Origin of the sequence: Zobellella aerophila (assembly GCF_039539325.1) — a bacterium.
GTDB classification, from domain to species: Bacteria; Pseudomonadota; Gammaproteobacteria; order Enterobacterales; family Aeromonadaceae; genus Oceanimonas; species Oceanimonas aerophila.
In genome coordinates, this window is the sequence record NZ_BAABCX010000001.1 from 237,460 (window position 1) to 262,146 (window position 24,687).

The window sequence follows — 24,687 nt, forward strand, 5'->3', positions numbered from 1 at the left end:
TCCCAGGGCACCAACGCTTGCCTTATGCCAATGCCGGTTAGCGGGGAGGGTACTGCGCCAGGAAGCGGGCAAAGTCGGCTCCCAGTTCGGGATGGCGCAAGCCATATTCCACTATGGCCTTGAGATAGCCAAGCTTGCTGCCGCAGTCGTGACTCTTGCCCTTGATATGGTGTGCGACCACCCGTTCCTGTTCCATCAGCAAGGCGATGCTGTCGGTCAGCTGAATCTCATTGCCGGCCCCCAGCGGCGTCGTTTTCAGCAGGGGCCAGATGCCTGCCGACAGCACATAGCGGCCGACCACGGCCAGGTTGGAAGGGGCCTTACCCAGGGGCGGTTTTTCTACGATGGAGTGGAGCTGGGCATGTTCCCCCTGCATCAGGGTGATCCCCTGCATATCGACGATGCCAAACTGATCGACCTGGGAGGCCGCTACCGGCTCCACCAGGATCTGGCTCTGACCGGTTTCGCCAAAGGATCTGATCATGGCGGCCAGGTTATCCCGTTGCAGGCTGGCACTGGTGTCATCGAGCAATACATCAGGCAGCAGCACGGCAAAGGGGGCATCGCCGACCAGCGGCTGGGCACAGCAGATGGCGTGGCCCAGGCCCTTGGCCTCTCCCTGACGCACATGCATGATGGTGACATCGGGTGGGCATATACCCTGTACTTCGGCAAGCAGCTGACGTTTAACCCGCTTTTCCAGGGTGGCTTCCAACTCGAAACTGGTGTCGAAATGGTTCTCGATGGAGTTTTTACTGGCATGGGTAACCAGGATAATTTCCTTGATGCCCGCCTGAATCGCTTCGTTGACCACATACTGGATGAGGGGCTTGTCCACCACGGGAAGCATTTCCTTGGGAATGGCTTTGGTGGCCGGCAACATGCGGGTGCCCAGGCCGGCGACGGGAATAACGGCTTTCTTGATGATTTGCTGGTTTGGCATGACAGGGACCTGGATATAAAGGGTGCCCTATCATAACCAAAGCAGCCCCATCCGGCCATGGCCGGTGGGGCCGGAGCATCAATGACTCAACAGGTGTCTGTTTTTTTCAACCGTTGCCTCACCTATCCCCTTGACCTTGACCAGATCATCGATCGACACAAAGGGTCCATTGCTCTCCCGGTATTGAACTATCGCCGCCGCCTTGGTAGAACCGATCCCAGACAACATCGCCAATTGCTCATTGTCGGCGGTATTGATATTAATACTGGTGATCGATACCTCTTTAGTTGATTGCGTGGGTGACTCTTCGCTCATTACGGGGCTGCTGACGGCTAAGACACCGGCCAGCAGTGCGGTTAACAAGGGTTTGTTCATTCCCGTTTCTCCTTGTTGTTGGGAAATACTCGTCCTGTCACCAGGACCATAAAAGCCTTGGATACAAATGGGAACTTATCAATGGTGAGGGGAGGCGTTCACCCGTATGGGTGAAAAGATAGGACTGACTGGCCAGGTTTGGGCGGTGGGCCGGCCCGTGGGCCGGCGGATGTTAAGGCAGGACTTTCTTAAAGGGTTTGATGGTGACCGAAGCATAGACGCCGGCGGCCACATAGGGATCGGCATCGGCCCAGGCCTGGGCGGCGGCGAGGGAGTCGAATTCGGCGATGACGGTGCTGCCGGTAAAGCCGGCCGCGCCCGGATCTTCCGCATCTATGGCCGGATTGGGACCGGCGACCAGCAAGCGGCCTTCATCGGCCAATGCCTGCAGGCGAGCCAGGTGAGCGGGCCTAGCTTGTTGACGCAGGGCAAGGCTGTCGGCAACATCTTCGGAATAAATCAGATACCACATGCAATTATCCTTTTAAGTTGGTTTTATCTGATGCCGGCATATGCCGGTATAAATAGAGGGCGGTGGCCAGGGTGAAGAGGAAGGTCAGACCCAGCAGGCCGAATACCTTGAAGTTGACCCACACCTCCTGGGACAGGCTGAAGGCAACATAGATATTGAGCAGGCCACAGCCGGTAAAAAATCCGACCCAGGCCAGGTTGACCCTGTCCCAGATGCCGTCCGGCACCGTCATTTCCTTGCCCAGCATCTGCTGGATCAGGTTCTTGCCAAAGCCGTAACGGCTGACCAGCAGGGCCAGCGCAAACAGGCCGTTGACCGCCGTCACCTTCCACTTGATAAACGCATCATTCTGGAAAAACATGGTCAGGCCGCCGAAAAAGAGCACCAGTACCAGGGTTACCAAGTGCATTTTTTCCAGCTTTTTATGCCTAACCCACTGGATCAACAACTGGATACAGGTAGCGGCCATCAGGGCGCCGGTGGCGGCGTAAATATCGACGGTTTTATACACCACAAAGAAGACGATGAGGGGGATAAAATCGGCAAATTGCTTCATAAGGCTTAAACCTGAACTGAAAATGTGTGCCCAGTTTACCCGTCAGGCTGTCACCAGGCAAAAGATTGCGCTCGCTCGGGGGCAGACAGCCGGCTCATTATGTGCAGATCACCCGGTTACGCATCTGTTTGGCCAGATAGAGGCAGCTGTCCGCTTTTTCGATCGCATGGTGGATGTCATCTCCCGGACGGCAGTCGGCAATGCCAAAGCTGCCGGTCAGCCGGATATCGTGGCAGAAACGTGCCTGCTCCAGGGCCAGTCTCAGCCGCTCGCTGATCTGCAAGGCATTGGTTTTGCTGGTTTCCGGCAACCAGACGATAAACTCTTCGCCTCCCCAGCGGGCCAGGACATCCTGATTGCGTAGATGGGACTTGAGCAGGGAAGGGATGGCCTGCAGCACCAGGTCGCCCACCGGGTGCCCATAGCGGTCATTGACTTCCTTGAAACGATCCAGGTCCAGCAGCACTATGGCGCATTCCTGCCGCGGCGGCATTATTCTGTGTTCGCCGATCAGGTGCTCAAAATAACGGCGATTAAACAGCCCGGTCAGGTAGTCGGTCTGGGCCTGTCGGCTGTAGAGGCTGACCTGGCGTGTCAAGGCGGCATTGGCTTCGGCCAACTCCCGGGTGCGTGCCTCGACTTTGGCTTCCAGCTCCCGGTTCAGTTGCTCGAGACGAGCCTGGTAGTTGCGTTGTTCCTGTTCGGCCTGCACCTGTTGCTGGATGTCATGGTGGGCGCCCAGCATGCGGATGGGATTGCCCTGCCCATCGAACGCCACGAACTTGGCCCTGTCATGCAGCCAGATGTAGTGGCCATCGGCTTTTTTAAAGCGGTAACGGGCACTGAACAGCTCGGCCTGGCCATCGAGATAACGCTGCATGCGGGAAACGGTGCCGTCATAGTCATCGGGATGGATCAATTGCAGCCAGGTGTCCACGGTCTCCGGCAGGCTGAACGGCTCGTAGCCCAGCATTCGGTACCAGTGCGCATTGCGTTTGACGACCCCGGTCACCCGATCCCAGTCCCAGATGCCGTCACTGACCATATCCAGCGCCATATGCAGCGTTTTTTCAAGAGACCGCAGCCGTTCCAACTCCTGCCGAAGTTCGCTGTTCGCGTCTGTCATGGGCTATCCTTGGCTCCGTATTTTAGATTCTCTCGATGGATTTTTTGGCTGTCGTGGCGGAGGTGAGTTGATAAAATACCCCGCCTCTGGCTCCGACACGGGCCTTTACAGAATTAATTTTTGGAATCCACTCCATTGCATACAGAGTTTAGCCAGTTGCTGGCGCCCATCCACAAGTTTTTGCATTGTGCAACACCCGCTGCCTGGATCGAACAGGCCAGGCAGCCGGAATACCTGTCCTTACTGCTGGTGGATCACGCCAACTGCGAGATGAAGGCGGCGATGAGCGCCCACAGCCTGGTGCGCCGCTATTGCCTGCCCAAGGAAAAGCGCAGGTTGCTGCCCAACCTGGACTTTTATAAGTCTCTTGAGGCATTGCCCGACAAGGCCGAGGTGCTGGGCAAGCATGTGCTGACCGAGGACAGCCAGCGGGTATTCGATGAGCTGGAAAAAAATGCGCTGCTGGTCAAGATGGTACGGCTGATCCAGGAAGAGCTGCACCATTTCGAGCAGGTACTGGAAATCATGACAGCCCGTGGTATCGAGTACAGCACCCTGTCGGCTTCCCGCTACGCCCAGGGGTTGTTGCGGCATGTGCGGACCCATGAGCCGGCGGCGGTGGTCGACCGGCTGATCATCGGCGCCTATATCGAAGCCCGCTCCTGCGAGCGTTTCGCCCGGCTGGCGCCCCACCTGGATGAGGAGCTCAATCGCTTTTATGTCTCCCTGTTGCGCTCAGAGGCCCGCCATTACAGTGACTACCTGGCCTTGGCCGCCGATTACAGCGATCGGGATATCGGTGAACGGGTGGCGTTTTTTGGCGCCCGGGAAGCGGAACTGATCCAGGCTCCCGATGAGGTGCTGCGCTTCCATAGCGGCGTGCCGGCTGGTTAACGCTCGGCCTGCCACCGTTTCTGGAGGCAAGGGATTCCCGGGTGGCGCGCAGGTGCTTTCTGGCCGAGCCGCCGGATCAATAATGTTTGCTGCCGGGCGCATGCCAGCGGAATTCATTGCTGTAGCTCTGCAGCAGGCGCAGGCCCTGTTCGCTCTGGGGTGCGGCCAGCACCTTGGTGGTGGGGCCGGCTTCGACCACGTGCCCCTCGTGCATCAGTATCACCTGATCGCTGATATGGCGCACCACCCCCAGATCGTTGGCCACGATAATGTAGGACAGGCCCAGGGTACTCTGCAGGCCGAGCAGCAGGTTGATGATGTGCGAGCGGACCGATACGTCCAGATCGGAGATGGCTTCATCGGCGACGATGATCTTGGGCGAGAGGATCAATGCCCGGGCCAGGGCGACCCTCTGTTTCTGGCCGGTGGAGATCATCCGCGGGTAAAAATGGATATGGTCCGGCAGAAGGCCCACCATGCGCAGGGTGTTCAGCACCAAGGCCTCCCGCTGCTCCGCGCTCAATTCGGTATTGAGCAACAGGGGGGTTTCCAGTATCTGGCCGATGCGGCTACGAGGGTTGAGCGAGGTATTGGGATCTTGAAAAATCATCCGCATCAGCTGGCAGCGCTTGCGGTCATCGCCCGGCTCGATTTTTTCGCCATCGATATAGACGCTGCCCTGGGTCGGCGGTAATACCCCGGCCAGCACCTTGGCCAGGGTGCTCTTACCCGAGCCGGCTTCGCCCATCAGCGCCAGGGTCTGGCCCCGTTCCAGGGTGAAGGACAGGGGATAAAAGGCGGTCTTCTTCTGACGCCGGAACAACCCGGTCTGGTTGATGAATACCTTGCTGAGATTATCGATCTTTAGCAGGGGAACCTGGCTCACTTGGTCTTACCTTTTTTCATATTCAGCGGAAAATGACAGTAGTAAACGTGTCCCTTGACCTTGGCCAGCGGCGGGGTGATCACGCATTGTTTCTGGGCATTGGGGCAACGGGGTCCCAGCCGGCAGCCGATGGGCAGGTTCTGCAGCGGGGGGATCACCCCGGGCAGGGTGTTCAGTTTGGACTTGTGGGGCAGGTTGCCGTCCAGATCCGGCATCATCTGCAGCAGGGCGGCGGTATAGGGATGATGGGGGCGGGTCAGGATCTGCTCCCGGGTGCCCGATTCTACCGTCTGGCCACAGTACATGATATTGATATGGTCGGTCAGCCTGGCGATGGCGGTGATATCCGTGCTGATCAACAGTATGGTGGTGTTGGACAGCTTGTTCACCCGCTCCAGCAGCTTGAGTATCTGCGCCTGGTTGCTGGCCTCCATCGCCGTGGTGGGTTCGTCGGCCACCAGTAACTTGGGCTGGTTGGCAATGGCCATGGCGATCATCACCTTCTGGCAGACGCCTTCGGACAACTGGTAAGGGTAGGCGCTCATCACCGACTTATGGTCACGAATGCCCACCCGGTGCAGCAGGGCGATGGACTGCTGCCGGCGCCACTGCCAGCGCTGCCACCATTTCCCCTCGAAGGCCCAGTCGGGCACCGCTTCTTCCAGCTGGGCACCGATGGTTTCGGACGGGTCGAGACAGCTGGACGGCTCCTGGAACACCATGGCGATATCCCGGCCCATGACGCGCCGGCGTTCCTTCGGAGAAAGGCTTAACAGGTCGATGTTGTTCAGGTGCATACGGTCGGCGGTAATGCGCCAAGTGTCTTTTTCTATGCCGACTATGGTCTGCGCCACCAGGCTCTTGCCCGAGCCAGACTCACCGATCAGGCCGCGGATCTCGCCTTCCGCCAGGGTCAGGCTGAATTTGTCGATGGCCTTGATCGTCCCCTGGGGGGTGTCTATTTCGATGGTCAGGTTGCGGATATCTAACAGCGGCATCAGCTCATTACCTCGTTGATTGCCTGGCGCAGGCCTTCGCCTACCATGTTGATCACCAGCACACTGAGCACGATGGCCATGCCCGGCAGGGTCACGGTCCAGGGGGCCAGGTACACCAGATCGATGGCATGGGACAGCATGGCGCCCCATTCCGGTTTGGGGGGCTGGGCGCCCAGACCCAGAAAACCGACGGCGGTAATATCCAGGATGGCGGAGGAGAGTCCCCGGGTGGTCTGACTGACCAGGGTATCGCTCAGGTTGGGCAACACCCCTAGTTTAAGTATATGCCAGCGGTTGGCACCATCGAGCCGCAGGGCGGTGATGTATTCCTTCTGCATCTCATCCGACACGGCGTTATAGGTGGCGCGGACAAACTGAGGGATCAGCGCCAGGGTGATCGCCATCAGGGTATTGAACAGGCCGGGTCCGAGGATGGCGACGAAGATGATGGCCAGCAGCAGGGAGGGGATCGACAGCAGGGTATCGAGCAGATGATTGAGGATACTGGACTTCAAGCCCTTGCTCATGCCGCCCAGGATGCCGATAGTGCCGCCGAGTAGCAGGGCGACCAGCACCACCAGCACGGCGTTGCCGACGGTCAGGCGGGCGCCGCCGATCAAACGGGAGAGCATGTCCCTGCCCAGATCATCCGTGCCCAGGAAGAAATCGATATTGCCTTGCTCCGACCAGGAAGGGGGGAGCAGCAGGGCCTGGGTGAATTGCTCGGCGGGATGATAGGGTGCCAGCCAGGAGCCAAACAAGGTCAATATGGCCAGGATCAACAGCCCCCAGAGCCCGACCATGGCCATGAAGTTGTTCTTGAACAGCTGCCAGGCCAGCTCCAGGGGGGTGAGGACCCGGATTTCGGGATAGATATTAGCCCTGTTTGACATAAAACGCCTTTCTGCGGGTGGGGTAAATCAGGGTGGAGACGATGTCCGTCAGCACGCTGGCCGTCACGGTAAAGGTGGCGATGGCCAGGGTGCCGCCCCTGATGGCCATATAATCCTGCTGCGCTATGCTGGTCAGCAGCCAGCGCCCCAGTCCGGGCCAGTCGAAGACGATTTCCGTCATCATCGCCGAGGTCAGCACGGGGCCCAGCTGCAACCCTAGGGTGGGCACGGCCAGCGGAAAGGCATTGCGCAGCCCATGGCGCAGGGCGACCTGAGTCTTGCTCAAGCCCTTGGTCAGGGCGGCACGGATATAGTTTTGCTTGAGTACCTCCACCAGGGCATTGCGGATCTGGCGGATCATCTCGGTGGTGGGCACGATGGACAACACCAGGGCCGGCAGGATCAAGTGGCGCAGGGCGTCCAGGAAGGCGGACACCCGGTAGTCGCGGTCGGCCAGCAGGGTGTCGATCAGCATGAAACCGGTTACCGGGGGAATGTCGTAGAGCAGGCTCAGCTGGCCGGATACCGGCAACCAGCCCAGGTTGAGCGAGAAAAACATCACCAGCAGCAGCCCCAGCCAGAATACGGGGATCGAGTAGCCCAGCAGGGTGCCCGAGAGGATCAGGGTATCCTGCCAGCGGCCCTGACGCAGGGCGGCCAGGGTACCGACGGGGATCCCCACCAGTAACGAGATGATAAAGGCAGCCAGGCACAGCTCGAGGGTCGCCGGAAAATACTGGTTCAGGGCCTCCAAGACCGGCATGCCGGTGGCGCTGGAGATACCGAAATTACCCTGCAGCAATTGCCGCATAAAGGCCAGGTAACCGTTCCAGAAGTCATCGCCGGCCCCCTTGGCCAACAGATTATATTCAAGCACATAGGCCAGCAGGGTGAGTACCAGCAGGGTGGTCACCAGCAGGTTGAAGCGGCGCAAGATATAGTTCAGCATAGGTACGCCCTATGGATTGATGGGCAGCGCATGGTTATTCCTTATGAACCAGATGGAAGTCAACGCCCCCGAAGGGGGGCAGGCGTAAATCCTGTACCTGCCTGCGATAGGCCTGTAGTTTCAGGCTGTGGATCAGGGGGATCACGGGGACCTCCTGATGTACCAATTGCTGGGCTTGCCGATAAAATGCTATCCGCTCGGCCAACAGCGGTGTCTGCAGTGCCAAGTCCAGGCGTTGCTCAAATATCGGCTGACACCAGCGGCTGGTATTGGTGCCGGCCTGTATGGCTTGGCAACTCAACAGGTTACGCAGCATATTATCAGGGTCAGGTGAATCCGCATCCCAGCCGGTCAGCACCGCATCCTGATCGCCCTCGGCCAGTCGGCTGCGCATCACCTGTTCTTCCAGTGGTACCAGCCTGACCCGAATACCCAGCTCGCTCAACTGACTCTGGATCAGCTGGCCGGTTTTGACCCCGTCGGGATTAAAGGAATGGGCGGCGGCCGACACCCACAGTTCCATGTCAAAGCCTTCGGCCAGGCCCGCCTGCTCCAGTAACCATTGGGCGCGGGCCAGATCCGGTATCGGTGCCAGCAGGTTGGGGTGATGGCCCCAGGACACTGGGGGCAATACGGCCTCGGCCATGGAGCCCACGTCAAAATACACCGCATGCAGGATATCCTGCCGGGATAATGCCAGGCCGATGGCCTTGCGGACCCGGATATCATCGAAGGGCGGTTTTTCGGTATTCAGGCTCAGCAAGGCCACATTCATGCTGGTTTCCTGATTGAGCCGCAACGCAGGATCCTCCTCTATCACAGGCAACTGGCTGGCGCTCGGGTAGGCCATCACATCGCATTCCCCGGTTAATAACTTGGCCAGCCGTTTGGATGACTGGGGGGTGATATCAAACACCAGCTGTTCCAGCCGGGGGCTGCCCTGCCAATAGTCGGGGTGGCGCAGGTAACGGATATATTCGTCCGAGCGATATTGGCTGAGCTTGAACGGGCCCGTGCCCACCGGTTGCTGATCCAGCTGCTCGGGCGTACCCCGGGCAAGCAGCTGTTGACCATATTCCGCCGACAGTATCACCGCATAGTCGGTGGCCAGATAGGTCAGGAAGGAGGCATCTGGGCGGGTGAGTTCAAATACCACCTGATAGTCATCGAGCGCCCGCACATCCTTGATCAGTCCCGCCAAGCCGATGCTGCCGAAGTAGGGATAGCCCCCGCCGATGTCATGGTAGGGATGGCGGGGGTCGGTCAGGCGTTTGAAGGTGAACAGTACATCTTCGGTGGTCAGCTTGCGGCCCGGGTTGAACCAGTCGGTCTGATGAAAGGCGACGTTCTGGCGCAGGGTGAAGCGATAGCTCAGACCATCCGGGCTGCGTTGCCAGGCGCTGGCCAGCGCCGGTATCGGCTGCAGGTTATCCAGATCCAGGTCCAGCAACCTGTCATACAGCTGGTGGGCGGTCGCATCCAGGGTGACGCTCGAGGTAACCAATTGGGGATTAAAGGTCAGCGGGGCGCCCTCGGCACAATAGAGCAGGCTCTGTTGTGCCAACTGGGTGTTGCCTGTATCACAGCCGCTTAGCAGGGTGGTCAGCAGCAGGCAGTGAAGCCATGAACGCATGGTGAGTCCTTAATCTTCAGATCCCTCGCCCGACGGCAGGCGGGTGGAGTATTTACGTAACAGGCCGCGCAACTGGTGATAACTCAGGCCCAGCAGCTCCGCCGCCTGCCGCTGATTATACCGGGCCTGGGTGAGGGCCGCCTTAATAAAAGCCACTTCCTGAGCGGCCAACTGCGCCCTGAGATCGGTCGGCAAACTGAGTTCATCCGCCGGGGCCTCCATGTTGTCGGTGGCGGGGCGCCAGGGGGAGGCAAAAGGATCCAGACAGAGGCTATCCAGAGGCTGCCCTGGATTTCCCTGGCGGTACAGGCTGCGTTCCACCACATTTTTCAGCTCCCGCACATTGCCCGGCCAAGCATGGGCCAGCAATTGACGGCGCACCTCTGCGCTGAAACCGGCAAACAGGGACCAGCCCAATTCGGTGCACATCTTGATGGCAAAGTGTTCGGCGAGATGCAATATGTCATGTTCCCGGGCGCGCAAGGGCGGCAATGTAACCACATCAAAGGCCAGCCTATCAAGTAAATCGGGTCGGAATTCCCCGCGCGCGACCAGGGCCGGCAGGTCCTGGTTGGTGGCGCAGATCAGCCGCACATTGACCCGGATGGCCTGGCTGCCGCCGACCCGCTCAAATTCACCGTACTCGATGACTCGCAACAGCTTCTCCTGTACCCGGCTGCTGGTGGTGGCCAGCTCATCGAGGAACAGGGTGCCGCCGTCGGCCCGCTCGAAGCGGCCCTGATGGCGCTTCTGGGCCCCGGTAAAGGCACCCTGCTCATGGCCGAACAGCTCACTTTCCAGCAGGTTTTCCGCTAGGGTGGCGCAGTTGATGGCAATAAACGGCTGCTGCCAGCGGGGCGACAGGTAATGCAGGCGGTGGGCGATCAGTTCCTTGCCGGTGCCGCGTTCACCCACCAACAGCGCGGGTTTATCGAGTGGTGCCAGCCGGGAGACCTGCTCCAGGGTGGACAGCAGGCTGTTGGACTGGCCGATAAGCTCATTGTCTGTCATAAGGGCGCAAGGCGTGGTGAAATTTACCAAATATTAGTCTTTCTGTTTACATGCGCCAACGGCTAATCCTGGCATAAACTATTTTTATATATAAATATCAATAGATTAGTATTATCTGAACGGTTGGCATATAACTTGACAATGGTTACGGGGAAGCAAGATTCACAACCCTAAAACAGGAGACGATGATGAGTATCTTTTCACGCCTGGCCGATATTATTAATGCCAACCTGAATACCCTGCTGGACAAGGCCGAAGATCCGCCCAAGATGGTGCGGTTGATCATCCAGGAGATGGAAGATGAGCTGGTGCGCGAGCGCTCCAACCTGGCTCGCTTCCTGGCCGAGAAAAAAGATCTGCTGCGCCAGACTGAGCGCCATCAGGAACGGCTGGATGAATGGCAGAACAAAGCCGAACTGGCCCTGACCAAGGGGCGCGAGGATCTGGCCCGGGCCGCGCTGCTGGAGAAAAGCAAACAGGCCGGGCTGCTCAAGGCCCTGGAGCGGGAGCAGCGGGCGGTGGAGGAGGGCATGGACAAGCTGGCCGAGGCCATCGGTGCGCTCGAGGCCAAGCTGGCCGATGCCCGTGCCCGTCAGCAGGCCATGCAGCTGCGTGAACGCAGCGCCCAGAGCAGGATCAAGGTGCAGGAGCAGGTGCGCCGCAGCGAAAGCCAGTCGGCTATCGATAAGTTCGATCACATGGAGCGAAAGATCGACGAGCTGGAGGCCAAGGCCGATCTCTACAGCCAGAGCAGGGGCCTGGATCAGGCCTTTGCCGAACTGGAGGTGGATGACGCCATCAACAAGGAGCTGGCTAAATTAAAAGCCAAGATGAACAAGGGTGGGGATAGCTGATGTCAGAACTGGCCTGGGCCCTGGTGGCCCCTTTGAATATCTTCCTGTTTCTGGTGGTGCCCATCTGGCTGGTGCTGCATTACCGCAGCAAGCGGCGGCTGGGAGAGGGGCTCGATGAGTCGGCCCGCCAGCGCCTGGAGCAGGCCCTGACCGAGGCCGATCGACTCGCTCAGCGCATAGAAACCCTGGAACGGTTGCTGGATGCGGAGGTACCCGGATGGCGTCGACCCTGATCAACCTCTATCGTGATAAAAGAAACGGCAGGCTGGGCGGCGTCTGCGCCGGACTCGCCCACAGGCTGGGCGTCGAGCCCTGGCTGGTGCGTATCTTCGCCCTGACCGGGCTTGTTTTCGCCAGCTTCCTGACCCTGGTGGCCTATATCGCCGCCTGGTTGCTGCTGGACACCATGCCCGACGAGGCCGAACCTTCGCCGGCGCATATCAAGACCACCGGCTGGCAGTCCGGCCTGTCTCCCCAGGAGGCGCTGCAGGCACTGGAGCAGAAACTGCGGGCCCTCAACGGCCGGGTCGCCGAGCTGGAGCAGCTGGTGGTGTCGCAGGAATTCAGGCTGCGCCGGGAGTTTAACGACCTACGCGAGGGTAAATGAGCAAAGCAACACTCGAGCAGTGGCGCAACAAGGCTGGGGCCTGGGTGCAGCGGGGGCTGGATCAGCGCCTGAGGCTGGCGGTGACCGGCCTGAGCCGCAGCGGTAAAACCGCCTTTATCACCAGCCTGGTTAACCAGCTGGAACACGCCGGCCTCGACGCCCGGCTGCCCCACTGGGAGCCAGCGGCCGAAGGGCGGCTGCTGGGCATCAAACGGGTGCCTCAGCGCCATCACCATATTCCCGCCTTTGGCTATGAGGCGGCGCTGAGCCAGCTGGCGGCCGCGCCGCCCCGCTGGCCCGAGCCGACCAAGGGCATCAGCGAAATTACCCTGGCCATCAAATACCGGCCCAGGAGTCGGCTGAAGCGTCAACTCAATGACAGCGCCACCCTCTATCTGGAAATCGTCGACTACCCGGGCGAATGGCTGCTGGATCTGCCGCTGTTGGGCATGAGCTATGCCCAGTGGAGCCGTCAGCAACAGGAGCTGGTGAACGAACCGGTCTCTGGCGGGCCGGCCGACGAGTGGCGGCGGTTGGGGGCGGATATTGCGCCCGACAGCCCCGCCGATGACGCCCGCATCGCCCCGCTGGCTGAGTCCTATACCCGTTGGTTGCATGCCATCAAGCAGGAAGCGGGCGCCTACCTGGTTCAGCCCGGGCGCTTCGTGCTGCCGGGGGAATACCAGGGGGCGCCCATGCTTCAATTTGTGCCCTGGATTTGGGGGGAGGTTCCCGCCGGCCTCGACGAAAGCCATCACTACGGCATGATGGCCACCCGCTTCGAACACTATAAAAAATATCTGGTACAGGGCTTCTACCGGGAATATTTCTCCGGTTTCGATCGTCAGATAGTGCTGGTGGACTGCCTGACGCCCCTCAACCAGGGGGCCGCCAGCTTCGACGATCTGAAGCGGGCGCTGACCGCGATCCTGTTGAGCTTCCAGTACGGCAAGAGCCGCTGGTGGCACCGGCTGTTTTCGCCGCGCATCGACAAGCTGCTGTTTGCTGCCACCAAGGCGGATCACCTGACACCGGAGCAACACGGCAGGCTGAACCGGCTGCTGTCGACCCTGGTCAAGGGCGGGCACAAGCATGCGCGCCTCGCCGGTATCGATATCCATACCCTGGCACTGGCGGCGATCAAGGCCACCCGCTCGGGCCAGGTGGCCTATCAGGGTGAACGGCTCCCCGCCCTGCAGGGGGTACGCCTGGCCGATGGCGAGCCGGCCACCCTGTTTCCCGGCGAAGTGCCGGAACATCTGCCCGGCCCCGAGTTCTGGGGCCAACAGGGCTTCGATTTTACCGAGTTCGCTCCGCCGGACTGGCATAAGGAAGAGCCTCTGCCTCACCTGCGCCTGGATCAGGCACTGGCGTTTTTACTGGGAGACAAATTATTGTGAAATTAAAAGGCAAGGTAGTGCTGGATTCCTCCCTGGAGGGCCCGGCGGCCGATCCCGTCAGGGCAGCTCAAGATTTCAGCGCGGATGATTTTATCAGGGTAGACGAAGCCGGGCCTGTGCTGCCGGGCGATCTGAGGCCCGGGCGTCGTCACCTGCTGTGGTGGGCCGGCCTCGGCCTGATGCTGGGGTTGTTGGTGCTCCATTCCGCCATCGGCCTGTGGCAGACCTGGCAGCAGAGTCAGCTGCTGGGGGCGGCCTGGAGCCTGGCGTTGGGGCTGTTGGCAATGGCGGCCCTGGGGGCCGTGATACGGGAGCTGCGGCTGTTGCGCCGCCTAGCCCGGGTATCCCGGCACCGGGAGCGTGCCGAGCAGCTGTTGCAGCAACAGGGGGAAGGTCGGGCGCGGACGTTTTGCGAGCAACTGGCCCGGGAGGCAGGCCTGGACAGTACCGACGCCTATCAAGGCTGGCAGGCGGGCCTGGCCGGGCATGAACTGGATGTGGAAGTATTGACCCTGTACAGCCGGCAGGTGCTGAGTGTGCAGGACCGGCAGGCCCGCGGCCGGGTGCTGAAGTGGTCCGGCGAGGCGGCGGTGATGGTCGCCGCCAGCCCGTTGGCGGTGGTGGATATGCTGCTGGTGCTGTGGCGCAACCTGAAGATGATAGAAGATATTACCGGTTGCTACGGCATTCGCCTGGGTTACTGGAGCCGGCTGCGGCTGCTGCGCCGGATACTGCATCATATGCTCTATGTGGGGGTGAGCGAGGCGGCGATCGATATGGGCATGGATCTGCTGGGGCTGGAGTTGGCCGGCCGGCTGTCGGCCCGGGCCGGGCAGGGGGTGGGTGCCGGTTTGCTGACCGCCCGACTCGGGTTGCAGACCATAAGCCTGTGTCGCCCGGTGCCCTGGCAGGGAGACGAGAGAAAACAGTTGGGTGGCATCCGCAAGGCTTTGTTCGACAAGGTCAGCCGGATGTTGACCGGCAACAGGGGATAACAGAAAGAAGATAAAAGGGGGAATAATGGGGTGACCGACGGGGCTCGAACCCGCGACAACCGGAATCACAATCCGGGACTCTACCAACTGAGCTACGGTCACCACAGCAAATGGCGCGCCCTGCAGGATTCGAACCTGCGACCATCCGCTTAGAAGGCGGATGCTCTATCCGACTGAGCTAAGGGCGCTTTTTCTTGCAACGGGGCGGGATAATACCGATTTGATGCTATGGGGTCAACGGCTTTATCCCGAACCGGGTCCGGCCCGTACAGGGAGTAAACGGCAATTAAACACCGGGTCCCCAGCTTATCAAGACCACGAAAAAATGCGACAATCCGCGCAGGTTTATCAAGGTGAGAATTAACGCAGATGTCAGCTCAAATAATCGACGGAAAAGCGATTGCGCAAGCGGTACGTAACCAGGTGGCCGACCGGGTTGCAGAACGGGTGAGTCAGGGAAAGCGCGCCCCGGGCCTTGCGGTTATCCTGGTGGGAGCCAATCCTGCCTCTCAGGTATATGTGGGCAGTAAGCGCCGCGCCTGTGAAGAAGTGGGCTTCGTGTCCAAATCCTACGATTTACCCCAGGAAACCACCCAGCAACAGTTGCTGAGCCTGATCGATGAGCTGAACCAGGACGCAACTATTGACGGCATCTTGGTCCAGTTACCCTTGCCGTCTCATATCGACAGCACCCTGATCGTCGAGTCCATCCACCCTCATAAAGACGTGGACGGTTTTCATCCCTACAATGTCGGCCGCCTGGCCCAGCGCATCCCGGCCCTGCGTCCCTGTACTCCCAAAGGCATCATCACCCTGATCGAGCGCAGCCATATCAAGACCCATGGTCTGAATGCGGTGGTGGTGGGCGCGTCCAACATCGTGGGGCGTCCCATGACCCTGGAACTGTTGCTGGCCGGTTGCACCACCACCACCTGCCACCGCTTTACCGAAGATCTGCAAGGCAAGGTCGCCCTGGCCGATCTGCTGGTGGTGGCGGTTGGCAAGCCCAATTTTATTCCCGGTGACTGGATCAAGCCCGGTGCCGTGGTGATCGATGTGGGAATCAACCGCCTGGATGACGGGCGCCTGGTGGGGGATGTGGAATATGCGGTGGCCGCCGAGCGGGCATCCTATATCACCCCCGTTCCCGGCGGCGTGGGTCCCATGACGGTGGCCTCCCTGATTGAAAACACCCTGATCGCCTGTGAACGGTATCACGACAGCTAAACAGGAACAGGCATGATGCGATGGCCCGACAAGGATGTGCTGTATACCGTTATTTTTGGAACCGAAACCCCGGCGGGCCGTCGCTTCGATCTTCTGCTGATTGTCACCATACTGTTATCCATAGGGGTGTTGTTTCTCGATTCGATTGGCTGGATCCGGGAAAAGTACGGGCTGTTGCTGTCTGCCCTGGAATGGTTTTTCACCCTGTTGTTCACCCTTGAATACGGGGTGCGGATTTATTGTTCGCAGAACCGTCCTGCCTATATAAAAAGCTTTTACGGCATCATCGATCTATTGGCGGCACTGCCTTCCTACCTGATGCTGCTGATGCCGGGCGCCAGTTATCTGATGGTGGTGCGGCTGTTGCGGGTATTGCGTATTTTCCGCGTCCTGAAGCTGATGCGCTACGTCAGCGAAGCCCAGGTGTTGATGCGTTCCCTTAACCAGAGCCGGCGTAAGATACTGGTGTTTTTCAGCGCCTTGTTTACCCTGGTCACCCTGTTCGGTTCTCTGCTTTATATGGTGGAAGGCCCGGAAAACGGCTTTACCAGTATTCCCACCAGTATTTATTGGGCCATCGTCACCATTACCACCGTGGGCTTTGGTGATATTACCCCGCAAACTCCACTGGGCCAGGGAATCGCCGCCATTACCATGCTGATGGGCTACGCGATTATTGCGGTGCCGACCGGTATTATTACCGCCGAGCTGGGGCGTGAGATCCGCCGCGAGTATGACTTTCGCCATTGTCCCCAATGCGACCGCAGCGGTCATGACAGGGATGCCAAGTTCTGCAAACATTGTGGTGGGGAAATGGAAAACCCCGCTCAGGACAAGCAAGGATAAGAGAAGGGAGCCGAAGCTCCCTTTATTTTTATGTCGGGTTATTGGTCCGTGGTGTCTTCCATTATTTCGTCCAGCCGCTGTTCGGCTTCTTCGGCAACCTCATCCATCGACTCTTTCATTTCCGCCGCTTTCTCTTTTGTTGCATCCATGGCGTCACTGGTATTTTCCTGCAGCTCTTCGATGGCCTCGTCCATGTTTTCGCCCATTTCCTCCATGGTACCTTGCTCTTCAACTCCCATGCTCTCCTGGGCATCGTCGGCCATTTGTTCGCCTTGTTCTTGTGCGGCTTCGACGGTCTCATCTATCTGTTCGCCGGCTTGCTCCGCAGGACCCTTGTTGTCACAGGCCGCCAGACCAAAGGCGGCGACAGAAGAAAACAGCAGGGCTTTAAGCAATGACTTGTTCATACGGACTCCTTAATGATACCGCAACGGCGTAGTTGCCGTTTTATTGAGATTTACCTCTATCAGTAATAGCCCAGCGGGAAATAAAAATACAGGGGGGGAATGTCGGAGAAAAATAAGTTTTTAAAATTTTATCTTTAAAAATCAAATAATAATAAGATTTCGCGAAGCATCTTGACGTGATGAAACAAGGCTTTGCTATGAAAGATATGTCTAACCCTGTCATTGAGTGAACAAAAAAGAGGCGACCGCCTAATGCCGTTCACTTAAGCAGAAAAGAGGAGCCCTCCTCCACACGCCGACTCGCCGTAAACCCATCCCTGGGGCTCGGCGGCGCCATCCATGACGCCAACGGTCGGCTTAGTAGATGATGGCTTCCCTTAACTGAACGGCATTAGGCACCGCCCTTTGTGTTATTAGCGTATTTTACTTACGGCGCCAGCGGGTGCCTTCGGGGCCGTCTTCCAGCTCTATACCCATCTGGTTGAGCCGATCCCGTGCGGCATCGGCGGCGGCCCAGTCCTTGGCCTTACGGGCGTCCAGGCGGGCCTGGATTAGGCGCTCGATCTCGGCGACATCATCAGCGCTGCCGCCGTCACCGCGCAAGAAGGCTTCCGGATCCTGATACAGCAGCCCCAGCACCCCGGCCAGTTCGCGCAGGCGGCCGGCCAGGCCGGCTGCCTGGGCCTGGTCCGTGGTTTTCAGCCGGTTGATCTCCCGTGCCAGATCGAACAGCACCGAGTAGGACTCGGGGGTATTGAAGTCATCGTCCATGGCGTCCTTGAAGCGCACCACAAATTCCTCACCGCCCCGGGCGTCGACCACCGGCAGGTCACGCAGGGCGGTATAGAAGCGCTCCAGGGCCGTACGCGCCTTGTTGAGGTTGTCGTCGGAGTAATTCAGCTGGCTGCGGTAATGGCCGGACAACAGGAAATAACGGATGGTTTCGCCGTCATAGTGCTCAAGCACATCGCGGATGGTGAAGAAATTGCCCAGGGACTTGGACATCTTTTCCTTGTCCACCATCACCATGCCCGAATGCATCCAGGTATTGACGTAAGGGCTGTGATTGGCGCAGCAGCTCTGGGCGATTTCGTTCTCGTGGTGGGGGAACTGCAAATCGGAGCCACCGCCGTGGATGTCGAAGTGCTTGCCCAGGTGCTTGCCGTTCATGGCCGAGCATTCGATATGCCAGCCGGGACGACCCGCTCCCCAGGGCGATTCCCAGGAAGGCTCGCCGGGCTTGGACTGTTTCCACAGCACGAAATCCAGCGGGTTGCGCTTGGCGCTGTCCACATCCACCCGGGCGCCGGCCTGCAGCTGGCTCAGGTCCTGGCCGGACAGCTTGCCGTAGTCGGCAAAGCTGTTTACCTCGAACAGCACATCACCATTCTCGGCGACATAGGCATGACCGTCTTTAAGCAGATTTTCCACCATGGCGATAATCTCGGGAATATGCTGGGTGGCTTTGGGCTCCAGATCGGGACGGGCGATATGCAGGGCATCGAAATCCCGGTACATCTCCGCCGTCAGGCGTTCGGTCAGGGCATCGCAGGATTCGCCGTTTTCGGCGGCCCGCTTGATGATCTTGTCGTCAATATCCGTGATGTTGCGGACAAAGTTCAGATCATAGCCGAGGTAGCGCAGGTAACGGGTGACCACGTCGAAGGCCACGAAGGTACGGCCATGACCGATATGACAGAGATCATAAATGGTGACACCACACACATACATGCCGACCTTGCCGTCTGTCAGGGGTTTAAAGGTTTCTTTCTGTCGTGTCAGGGAGTTATAAATTTTCAGCATGGTCTTCTGTCTTGGTAGTGAGTGTGAACCAGTGCGTATTGAACCTTCATTGGGAGTTTGGTGCAAGCCTTGGCACGACAGGGTTTTGTTAAAGGGGCCGCTTAGGCTAGAATCAGGCTCTGATTTTTATTTTCGGGTAACTCAATATGGTCACACTGCACACCACTCACGGCGACATCACCCTGACGCTGTTTGCCGACAAGGCGCCGGAAACCGTAGCCAACTTCCTGCAATACTGCCGCGACGGCCACTATGCCAACACCCTGTTCCACCGGGTGATCGACGGCTTCATGATCCAGGGTGGCGGCTACGGTCCCAATTTCGAAGAAAAACAGACCCGTGCGCCGGTCAAGAACGAAGCGGACAACGGCCTGACCAACAAGGTCGGCACCATTGCCATGGCCCGCACCATGGAGCCCCATTCCGCGACCGCCCAGTTCTTTATCAACGTCAATGACAACGATTTCCTGAATTTCAAGGCCGCCAACGCCCAGGGCTACGGCTACTGCGTATTCGGCGAAGTGACCGCCGGCATGGACGTGGTCAACAAGATCAAGGGTGTGGCCACCGGTACTCGCGGCCATATGCACCAGGATGTGCCGGTTGACGATGTGATCATCACCGGCGTGACCGTTAGCGAATAAGTTTTTCTCCTTTTGCTCCCGCCTCGGCGGGAGCATCTGTGCGGTGATGCTGAAATGGAGGCGGTCAGCAACGCACCGGCCGTGATGTCCACTCGAGCAGCCATCCTCGCGAAAGCCGGTCTTGCTCCTATGTCGTCATCCTTATGGAGACGGGGATGAGACAGCCGCGTAATATGGGTAAGTCGCACCTGCCCCGGATACTCACTAGCCTGTTTTGATATTAATCCTCCGTGAATTAAGAGTTTCCCCTTGAATCAGACCACCCTGTTTATTGCCGACCTGCATTTGAGCACCGGACGTCCGGATATTACCGCCGCCTTCCTGCGTTTTATGGCCGAGGAGGCTCCCCGGGCCGATGCCCTCTATATACTGGGCGATCTGTTTGAATTCTGGATTGGCGACGATGAGCCGAACCCGCTGCACGCCTGCGTCGCCGAGGCCTGTCGGGCCTGTGTGGGGCAGGGCACACCCGTCTATTTTGTGCACGGCAACCGGGACTTCCTGCTGGGCCGGGACTTCGCCGGGCGGGCCGGGCTGACCCTGCTGCCCGAGCATACAGTGGTCGAGCTGTACGGCAAACCGGTGCTGATCATGCACGGTGATACCCTCTGTACCGATGATCGGGACTATCAGCGTTTTCGCCGTATCACCCACTGGCCTTGGCTGCAGTGGCTGTTCCGGCGTTTGCCCCTGAGCTGGCGTATAAAGGTTGCCGACGGCATGCGCAATAAAAGCCAAAATGCCAACCAGGCCAAATCCATGATGCTGATGGACGTCAGCCAGCTCGAGGTGGAGCGGCAGATGGCGCAGCATAAGGTCGAGCTGTTGATCCATGGCCATACCCACAGGCCCGATATCCATCAGCTCACCCTTGACGACAGGGCTGCCCGGCGTATCGTGCTCGGTGACTGGTATACCCAGGGCAGTGTACTCAGGGTGACCCCCGAAGGGGAGCGGCTGCAGCGGCGGCAGTTGGGATAAAATACAGGTGGTCGACACCTGAATATCGAGAGGCAGGGGAGCCGTATGCGCATTCTGGTGGTGGAAGACAATCAGGACATCCTGGTCAATATCGTCGATTATTTAACCCTGAAAGAGTTTGTGGTCGATGCCATGCACAATGGCGCGGCCGCCCTGGCGCAGGCTAGCCGGGCAGAATACGACCTGATCGTGCTCGACTTATCCCTGCCGGGCCTGGACGGGGTTGAGCTGTGCCGGCGGCTGCGTCAGGAGCAGAGCATGGTGCCGGTGATCATGCTCACCGCCCGGGATACGCTGGACGACAAGTTGCAGGGGTTCGATGCGGGTGCCGATGACTATCTGGTCAAGCCGTTTGCCCTGTCCGAATTATTGTCCCGTATCCAGGCGGTGCTCAAGCGCAGCCAGAAACAGCTGTTCAGGATCCTGCGGGTGGCCGATCTGGAAATGGATCTCAATACCCTGCAGGTACAACGCCAGGGCAAGGCCATCAACCTGAATCCCAAATGCTTCAAGCTGCTCGAAATATTGATGAAGCAATCGCCCCGGGTGGTCAGCCGCGAGACCCTGACCAGCCAGCTGTGGCCCGACGATCCCCCCGACAGCGATGGCCTCAAATCCCATATTTACCTGCTGCGCAGCCAGGTAGACAAGCCCTTTGGCCATCCGTTGCTGCAGACGGTGCATGGCGTTGGCTACAAGCTGGCCGAGCCGCATGATTAATTTCCGCCGTCCTATCCGCCAGCGGCTGCTGCTGGCCCTGAACCTGGTGATCGTCGCCAGCAGCACCCTGTTCGCGGTGGGCATGGTGTTGCTGATCGTCTGGTTTGAAGACACCCTGTTCTACAATCACCTGCAGAGCGATCTGGCCGATCATATCCGCAGCTACCAATCGGTCGGTGAACCCCTGGTGCTGCCGATGACGGATACCACCTACTACAAGTTGCCGCTCGATGATCTGAGCCGGTTGCCATCCTCGTTCCGGGATTATCCGGTGGGTGCCCACGAGGTGTTGTTGTCCGACCACGCCTACAACCTCTTTGTGCGGCACGAGGGGCGCTGGGCCCATATCCTGGTGCAGGATCAGAGTGAATTTGAACGTTACGAGCTGATGGTGTTTGCCGGCGTCGTGTTCGGTATCGTGCTGGTCTGGACCGGCGGCTATTGGCTGTCCCGGCGGCTGAGCCGGCAAATCCTGATGCCGGTGTCCCGGCTGGCGGAGGAGGTGGTCCGGTTTCAGCTGCAGAGCGGCGAGGCGCCCCGTCTGGGCGGCCAGTACCCGGATGATGAAGTCGGCCTGTTGGCGAACACCCTGGAGCACTACGCCATGCGGGTACATGAGTTGCTGGTGCGCGAACAGCAATTTACCGCCAATGCCAGCCATGAACTGCGTACTCCCATGATGGTGATCCAGGGGGCGGTCGATATGTTGCGGGAAACTGGGAGGGGGACTGCCGCGGAGCAGCGCCAGCTGGTCCGCATCGAAGGGGCGCTGAAAGACATGCAGCAGCAAATAAGCCTGTTTCTACAGCTGTCCCGGACCCCGGATTCCCTTTCCCAGAGCGATACCATGACCAGTCTGAGTGCCGTGGTCGAACGGCAGATAAGCCATTGGCAGCCGCTGGCCCGGCAAAGGGGACTCAGCCTGACCATGGTTGCCGAAGGTCATGCCGATGCTCAGGTGCCGGCGACTATGATGGCGGCTATCCTCAACAACCTGCTGCGCAATGCCATCAATCATACCGCAGAGGGCGGCATCCTCGTCGAGTTTAACGGCCGCTGGCTGGCGGTGAACGACACGGGTAGCGGTATTCCTCCCGAGGCGCTGGCGCAGGTGCTGGCACGGGGCGTCAGCCTGAGACCGGGGGGGAGTTCGAGCTTCGGCCTTGGCCTGGCCATAGTGCAGCGTATCTGTGAACACCAGGGCTGGACCATCACCATAGCACCCAATCATCCGGCGGGCACCCGGGTCAGTATCCATTTTTAAATAACAACAGCGTATAAGACGAAGAGGAGCGCACGCAGACAGGCTGTCAACTTTTCCGCAGGTGCTTAAACGGCGCCACCGATCATCAATATTTTGACCTTTTTTTTACCAGCGGGCGTTTATCCTGGGTCTGGCCAATCAACGACGGTTGTTTTGCAAACTGGGGGGAGGGCAAAGTGTTTTCGTGCCTCCAGGATAGCTTATTGTCCAGCTGTGCCGGGCCGCCGGCGACCGATATTTTTTGATGGTGGTGGTTATGTTGTTCGACCGACGCATGTGTATCTCGTCTCTGGGGTTTGTATTTTTGCTGTCGCTGTATTTCTTTTTTGTGCTGAATATTCCCCTGATAGCCAAGCTGGTCGATATCCTCGATCACCTGGAACGGGTCAAGCTTGGTTTTATCATCTCCATTCCCTTTTTCTTTGTCGCCTGCCTGAATATCATCTTTACCCTGCTGGCTATCAAATACATAGAGAAGGGCCTGTTTATCATACTGGTGCTGCTTTCATCATCGGTGAGCTACGCCATGTACAATTATGGCGTTATTTTTGACAGGGAAATGATAGTCAATATCCTGCAGACCCATTCGGGAGAGGCCAAGTCATACCTGAATTTCTCGTCATTTCTCTGGTTCCTGTTGACCGGCGTGATACCTGCTGTGGTGATCTTCAGAACCGATATCATCCATGGCGGGCTGCTGAAAGGGTTATTGTGGAAGGTTTTTTCCATTCTGGCGTCGCTGCTGGTCATCGCCGTGATCGCCCTGTTTTATTACAAGGATTATGCCTCGGTCGGGCGTAACGAGAGCTATATAAAGAAGCTGATCATCCCCACCTACTATGTTTCCAGTGCCGGTGGTTATTTTTATGATGCCTACCTGAAGGAAGCACTGCCTTATCAGACCCTGGGTGAAGATGCGGTATCTGCAGCACCCAGCGAAAATGGCAAGCATACCCTGTTGGTACTGATGATAGGCGAAACTGCCAGAAGCATGAACTTTGCGTACAACGGCTACCCGCGCGACACCAACAGCTTCACCAAGGAGCTGGGCTTTATCTCGTTCAGGGATGTCTCATCCTGCGGCACGGCGACCGCGGTATCCGTGCCCTGTATGTTCTCACACCTATCGAAAGCGGATTTCTCGCCTGAACAGGCCGACCATCAGGACAACCTGCTGGATGTGCTCAGTCATGCGGGCATAGATATCCGCTGGTACGAAAACGACGGCGGCTGCAAGGGGGTATGCAGGAATATAGCGACTGTCGAGTTCAGGCCCGAAGACGGCGGCCCCTTATGCGACGGCGACTATTGCAAGGACGGAGTATTGCTCGGGGCGCTCGAGCAGGCTATCGAAAAAACCAAAGACAAGGATACGGTACTGGTGCTGCATATGGTCGGCAGCCATGGCCCCACTTATTATCAGCGATATCCAGATGAATTCGCTCATTTCAAGCCGGACTGTGCCCGCAGCGATATTCAGAACTGCAATGCCAGGGAGCTGATGAATACCTACGACAACACCATTTATTATGACGACTACATCATCGGTGAGGTGGTGAAGGCGTTAAATAACCGCCATGACCATTGGAATACGGGTCTGGTTTATATCTCCGACCATGGCGAGTCCCTGGGAGAAAGTGGCCTCTATTTGCATGGCATGCCCTATGCCATGGCCCCCGAGCAGCAAACCCGGGTGCCCATGCTGGTCTGGCTTTCCAGTGCCTTGGCCGAAGAAAAGAAGCTGGATAATGCCTGCCTGAAACACAAAGCTGAAACCGGCCGGTATTCCCACGATAACCTGTTTGATTCGGTATTGGGCTTGCTGGATATATCAACCGGCCTCTATCGACAGGAACTGGATATCTTCAGTCCGTGTCGTCATTCATAGTGGTGCACGGGGATTTAAATAGCTGTTCCAAATAGTAGGTTACTCGAGACAGTGACCGGGTAGCGCACGCAGACACGCCATGGACTAAGGCCATCTTCACTTGGTAACGGCTGCGAATATTCACTGGATATTCAGTCCGCTACCAAGCTCGATGCAGGCAGCAAGCGGCCCCCTGAGAGCTCCGCTGCGCCATCTGACCGCCATGGATGGCGGAAATGCCGGAACGGCAGGAGCATTTTCCGGCCCTGGCGCAGAGGGTCTGCTTAGCGATACCCGGTCGATGCAGCGGTATTAGGAACAGTTATTTAACCTTGG

26 protein-coding genes and 2 tRNA genes are annotated in these 24,687 nt (G+C 58.5%); 13 read left to right on the forward strand and 15 right to left on the reverse strand.

Features of this window, described 5'->3' with window-relative positions:
- Positions 1 to 37: 37 nt before the first annotated feature.
- The 5 genes from galU to ABD806_RS01130 form a co-directional block, all read right to left on the reverse strand.
- On the reverse strand, positions 38 to 943 hold the full coding sequence (gene galU / locus ABD806_RS01110; RefSeq protein ID WP_344953823.1) for a UTP--glucose-1-phosphate uridylyltransferase GalU: 906 nt from the start codon (positions 941 to 943) through the stop codon (positions 38 to 40).
- A 78-nt stretch (positions 944 to 1,021) separates the two neighbouring features.
- Positions 1,022 to 1,318, reverse strand: a complete 297-nt coding sequence (locus ABD806_RS01115) for a ComEA family DNA-binding protein (RefSeq protein ID WP_344953826.1) — start codon at positions 1,316 to 1,318, stop codon at positions 1,022 to 1,024.
- 172 nt (positions 1,319 to 1,490) lie between these two features.
- A complete protein-coding gene (locus ABD806_RS01120) occupies positions 1,491 to 1,790 on the reverse strand; it encodes a YciI family protein (RefSeq protein ID WP_344953831.1) in 300 nt (99 codons plus the stop codon).
- 4 nt (positions 1,791 to 1,794) lie between these two features.
- Positions 1,795 to 2,346, reverse strand: a complete 552-nt coding sequence (locus tag ABD806_RS01125) for a septation protein A (RefSeq protein WP_344953834.1) — start codon at positions 2,344 to 2,346, stop codon at positions 1,795 to 1,797.
- 97 nt (positions 2,347 to 2,443) lie between these two features.
- Positions 2,444 to 3,472: a sensor domain-containing diguanylate cyclase gene (locus tag ABD806_RS01130; protein WP_344953837.1), complete on the reverse strand. Its 1,029-nt coding sequence runs from the start codon at positions 3,470 to 3,472 to the stop codon at positions 2,444 to 2,446.
- A gap of 135 nt (positions 3,473 to 3,607) precedes the next feature.
- Here ABD806_RS01130 and miaE point away from each other — a divergent pair, with 135 nt between their 5' ends.
- The gene (gene miaE, locus ABD806_RS01135; protein WP_344953840.1) at positions 3,608 to 4,366 is read left to right on the forward strand and encodes a tRNA isopentenyl-2-thiomethyl-A-37 hydroxylase MiaE; all 759 of its coding nucleotides are present in this window, start codon (positions 3,608 to 3,610) and stop codon (positions 4,364 to 4,366) included.
- 76 nt (positions 4,367 to 4,442) lie between these two features.
- Here the strand turns inward: miaE and ABD806_RS01140 are convergent, their stop codons facing one another.
- The 6 genes from ABD806_RS01140 to pspF are packed head-to-tail and all read right to left on the reverse strand — an operon-like array spanning position 4,443 to position 10,736.
- Positions 4,443 to 5,252: a peptide ABC transporter ATP-binding protein gene (locus ABD806_RS01140; RefSeq protein ID WP_344953844.1), complete on the reverse strand. Its 810-nt coding sequence runs from the start codon at positions 5,250 to 5,252 to the stop codon at positions 4,443 to 4,445.
- Positions 5,249 to 6,250, reverse strand: coding sequence for a peptide ABC transporter ATP-binding protein (locus ABD806_RS01145; RefSeq protein ID WP_344953847.1), 1,002 nt, complete (start codon positions 6,248 to 6,250; stop codon positions 5,249 to 5,251). Before ABD806_RS01145 ends, ABD806_RS01140 begins: the two co-directional genes overlap by 4 nt.
- A complete protein-coding gene (sapC, locus tag ABD806_RS01150) occupies positions 6,250 to 7,143 on the reverse strand; it encodes a putrescine export ABC transporter permease SapC (protein ID WP_344953850.1) in 894 nt (297 codons plus the stop codon). The genes ABD806_RS01145 and sapC overlap by 1 nt, the downstream gene beginning before the upstream one ends.
- On the reverse strand, positions 7,127 to 8,092 hold the full coding sequence (locus ABD806_RS01155) for an ABC transporter permease (protein WP_344953853.1): 966 nt from the start codon (positions 8,090 to 8,092) through the stop codon (positions 7,127 to 7,129). The genes sapC and ABD806_RS01155 overlap by 17 nt, the downstream gene beginning before the upstream one ends.
- A 34-nt stretch (positions 8,093 to 8,126) precedes the next feature.
- Positions 8,127 to 9,725, reverse strand: a complete 1,599-nt coding sequence (sapA, locus tag ABD806_RS01160; protein ID WP_344953856.1) for an ABC transporter substrate-binding protein SapA — start codon at positions 9,723 to 9,725, stop codon at positions 8,127 to 8,129.
- Positions 9,726 to 9,734: 9 nt separating this feature from the next.
- Positions 9,735 to 10,736: a phage shock protein operon transcriptional activator gene (gene pspF / locus ABD806_RS01165; protein ID WP_344953859.1), complete on the reverse strand. Its 1,002-nt coding sequence runs from the start codon at positions 10,734 to 10,736 to the stop codon at positions 9,735 to 9,737.
- Between the two features lie 188 nt (positions 10,737 to 10,924).
- Between pspF and pspA the strand changes: the two genes are divergently transcribed.
- Genes pspA through ABD806_RS01190 form a run of 5 tightly spaced genes read left to right on the forward strand, consistent with a single transcriptional unit; the run spans position 10,925 to position 14,592 of the window.
- The gene (gene pspA, locus ABD806_RS01170) at positions 10,925 to 11,590 is read left to right on the forward strand and encodes a phage shock protein PspA (RefSeq protein WP_344953862.1); all 666 of its coding nucleotides are present in this window, start codon (positions 10,925 to 10,927) and stop codon (positions 11,588 to 11,590) included.
- A complete protein-coding gene (pspB, locus tag ABD806_RS01175; protein ID WP_344953865.1) occupies positions 11,590 to 11,823 on the forward strand; it encodes an envelope stress response membrane protein PspB in 234 nt (77 codons plus the stop codon). Before pspA ends, pspB begins: the two co-directional genes overlap by 1 nt.
- Positions 11,808 to 12,197 carry an envelope stress response membrane protein PspC gene (gene pspC, locus ABD806_RS01180; RefSeq protein WP_344953868.1) on the forward strand — a complete coding sequence of 130 codons (390 nt, stop codon included), beginning with the start codon at positions 11,808 to 11,810 and terminating at the stop codon, positions 12,195 to 12,197. The genes pspB and pspC overlap by 16 nt, the downstream gene beginning before the upstream one ends.
- Positions 12,194 to 13,597, forward strand: a complete 1,404-nt coding sequence (locus tag ABD806_RS01185; protein WP_344953872.1) for a YcjX family GTP-binding protein — start codon at positions 12,194 to 12,196, stop codon at positions 13,595 to 13,597. Before pspC ends, ABD806_RS01185 begins: the two co-directional genes overlap by 4 nt.
- On the forward strand, positions 13,594 to 14,592 hold the full coding sequence (locus tag ABD806_RS01190; RefSeq protein ID WP_344953874.1) for a TIGR01620 family protein: 999 nt from the start codon (positions 13,594 to 13,596) through the stop codon (positions 14,590 to 14,592). Before ABD806_RS01185 ends, ABD806_RS01190 begins: the two co-directional genes overlap by 4 nt.
- A gap of 26 nt (positions 14,593 to 14,618) precedes the next feature.
- Here the strand turns inward: ABD806_RS01190 and ABD806_RS01195 are convergent.
- Positions 14,619 to 14,694: transfer RNA gene (locus tag ABD806_RS01195), tRNA-His, on the reverse strand.
- Positions 14,695 to 14,703: 9 nt separating this feature from the next.
- Positions 14,704 to 14,780, reverse strand: a tRNA-Arg gene (locus ABD806_RS01200).
- Positions 14,781 to 14,961: 181 nt separating this feature from the next.
- Between ABD806_RS01200 and folD the strand changes: the two genes are divergently transcribed.
- On the forward strand, positions 14,962 to 15,819 hold the full coding sequence (gene folD / locus ABD806_RS01205) for a bifunctional methylenetetrahydrofolate dehydrogenase/methenyltetrahydrofolate cyclohydrolase FolD (protein WP_344953877.1): 858 nt from the start codon (positions 14,962 to 14,964) through the stop codon (positions 15,817 to 15,819).
- A 12-nt stretch (positions 15,820 to 15,831) separates the two neighbouring features.
- The gene (locus tag ABD806_RS01210; protein ID WP_344953879.1) at positions 15,832 to 16,665 is read left to right on the forward strand and encodes an ion transporter; all 834 of its coding nucleotides are present in this window, start codon (positions 15,832 to 15,834) and stop codon (positions 16,663 to 16,665) included.
- A 38-nt stretch (positions 16,666 to 16,703) separates the two neighbouring features.
- Here the strand turns inward: ABD806_RS01210 and ABD806_RS01215 are convergent, their stop codons facing one another.
- Both ABD806_RS01215 and cysS read right to left on the reverse strand, forming a co-directional pair.
- A complete protein-coding gene (locus ABD806_RS01215; protein WP_344953881.1) occupies positions 16,704 to 17,072 on the reverse strand; it encodes a hypothetical protein in 369 nt (122 codons plus the stop codon).
- 423 nt (positions 17,073 to 17,495) lie between these two features.
- Complete coding sequence (gene cysS, locus ABD806_RS01220; protein ID WP_344953884.1) at positions 17,496 to 18,875, reverse strand: cysteine--tRNA ligase; 1,380 nt, start codon at positions 18,873 to 18,875, stop codon at positions 17,496 to 17,498.
- A 146-nt stretch (positions 18,876 to 19,021) separates the two neighbouring features.
- Here cysS and ABD806_RS01225 point away from each other — a divergent pair, with 146 nt between their 5' ends.
- The 5 genes from ABD806_RS01225 (at position 19,022) to ABD806_RS01245 (ending at position 24,372) form a co-directional block, all read left to right on the forward strand.
- Complete coding sequence (locus ABD806_RS01225; RefSeq protein WP_344953887.1) at positions 19,022 to 19,519, forward strand: peptidylprolyl isomerase; 498 nt, start codon at positions 19,022 to 19,024, stop codon at positions 19,517 to 19,519.
- Between the two features lie 249 nt (positions 19,520 to 19,768).
- Positions 19,769 to 20,500, forward strand: coding sequence for a UDP-2,3-diacylglucosamine diphosphatase (lpxH, locus tag ABD806_RS01230; protein WP_344953889.1), 732 nt, complete (start codon positions 19,769 to 19,771; stop codon positions 20,498 to 20,500).
- A gap of 45 nt (positions 20,501 to 20,545) precedes the next feature.
- Complete coding sequence (locus tag ABD806_RS01235) at positions 20,546 to 21,220, forward strand: response regulator transcription factor (protein WP_344953892.1); 675 nt, start codon at positions 20,546 to 20,548, stop codon at positions 21,218 to 21,220.
- The gene (locus ABD806_RS01240; RefSeq protein ID WP_344953895.1) at positions 21,213 to 22,484 is read left to right on the forward strand and encodes a sensor histidine kinase; all 1,272 of its coding nucleotides are present in this window, start codon (positions 21,213 to 21,215) and stop codon (positions 22,482 to 22,484) included. Before ABD806_RS01235 ends, ABD806_RS01240 begins: the two co-directional genes overlap by 8 nt.
- A gap of 256 nt (positions 22,485 to 22,740) precedes the next feature.
- Positions 22,741 to 24,372: a phosphoethanolamine transferase gene (locus ABD806_RS01245; protein ID WP_344953898.1), complete on the forward strand. Its 1,632-nt coding sequence runs from the start codon at positions 22,741 to 22,743 to the stop codon at positions 24,370 to 24,372.
- The last annotated feature ends 315 nt before the right edge of the window (positions 24,373 to 24,687 follow it).

Bases quoted from the DNA above. Each gene is read 5' to 3' on its own strand.
- galU (WP_344953823.1), bottom strand. From the start codon at position 943: ATGCCAAACCAGCAAATCATCAAGAAAGCCGTTATTCCCGTCGCCGGC.
- ABD806_RS01115 (WP_344953826.1), bottom strand. From the start codon at position 1,318: ATGAACAAACCCTTGTTAACCGCACTGCTGGCCGGTGTCTTAGCCGTC.
- ABD806_RS01120 (WP_344953831.1), bottom strand. From the start codon at position 1,790: ATGTGGTATCTGATTTATTCCGAAGATGTTGCCGACAGCCTTGCCCTG.
- ABD806_RS01125 (WP_344953834.1), bottom strand. From the start codon at position 2,346: ATGAAGCAATTTGCCGATTTTATCCCCCTCATCGTCTTCTTTGTGGTG.
- ABD806_RS01130 (WP_344953837.1), bottom strand. From the start codon at position 3,472: ATGACAGACGCGAACAGCGAACTTCGGCAGGAGTTGGAACGGCTGCGG.
- ABD806_RS01145 (WP_344953847.1), bottom strand. From the start codon at position 6,250: ATGCCGCTGTTAGATATCCGCAACCTGACCATCGAAATAGACACCCCC.
- sapC (WP_344953850.1), bottom strand. From the start codon at position 7,143: ATGTCAAACAGGGCTAATATCTATCCCGAAATCCGGGTCCTCACCCCC.
- ABD806_RS01155 (WP_344953853.1), bottom strand. From the start codon at position 8,092: ATGCTGAACTATATCTTGCGCCGCTTCAACCTGCTGGTGACCACCCTG.
- sapA (WP_344953856.1), bottom strand. From the start codon at position 9,725: ATGCGTTCATGGCTTCACTGCCTGCTGCTGACCACCCTGCTAAGCGGC.
- pspF (WP_344953859.1), bottom strand. From the start codon at position 10,736: ATGACAGACAATGAGCTTATCGGCCAGTCCAACAGCCTGCTGTCCACC.
- pspA (WP_344953862.1), top strand. From the start codon at position 10,925: ATGAGTATCTTTTCACGCCTGGCCGATATTATTAATGCCAACCTGAAT.
- pspB (WP_344953865.1), top strand. From the start codon at position 11,590: ATGTCAGAACTGGCCTGGGCCCTGGTGGCCCCTTTGAATATCTTCCTG.
- pspC (WP_344953868.1), top strand. From the start codon at position 11,808: ATGGCGTCGACCCTGATCAACCTCTATCGTGATAAAAGAAACGGCAGG.
- ABD806_RS01185 (WP_344953872.1), top strand. From the start codon at position 12,194: ATGAGCAAAGCAACACTCGAGCAGTGGCGCAACAAGGCTGGGGCCTGG.
- folD (WP_344953877.1), top strand. From the start codon at position 14,962: ATGTCAGCTCAAATAATCGACGGAAAAGCGATTGCGCAAGCGGTACGT.
- ABD806_RS01210 (WP_344953879.1), top strand. From the start codon at position 15,832: ATGATGCGATGGCCCGACAAGGATGTGCTGTATACCGTTATTTTTGGA.
- ABD806_RS01215 (WP_344953881.1), bottom strand. From the start codon at position 17,072: ATGAACAAGTCATTGCTTAAAGCCCTGCTGTTTTCTTCTGTCGCCGCC.
- cysS (WP_344953884.1), bottom strand. From the start codon at position 18,875: ATGCTGAAAATTTATAACTCCCTGACACGACAGAAAGAAACCTTTAAA.
- ABD806_RS01225 (WP_344953887.1), top strand. From the start codon at position 19,022: ATGGTCACACTGCACACCACTCACGGCGACATCACCCTGACGCTGTTT.
- ABD806_RS01235 (WP_344953892.1), top strand. From the start codon at position 20,546: ATGCGCATTCTGGTGGTGGAAGACAATCAGGACATCCTGGTCAATATC.
- ABD806_RS01240 (WP_344953895.1), top strand. From the start codon at position 21,213: ATGATTAATTTCCGCCGTCCTATCCGCCAGCGGCTGCTGCTGGCCCTG.
- ABD806_RS01245 (WP_344953898.1), top strand. From the start codon at position 22,741: ATGTTGTTCGACCGACGCATGTGTATCTCGTCTCTGGGGTTTGTATTT.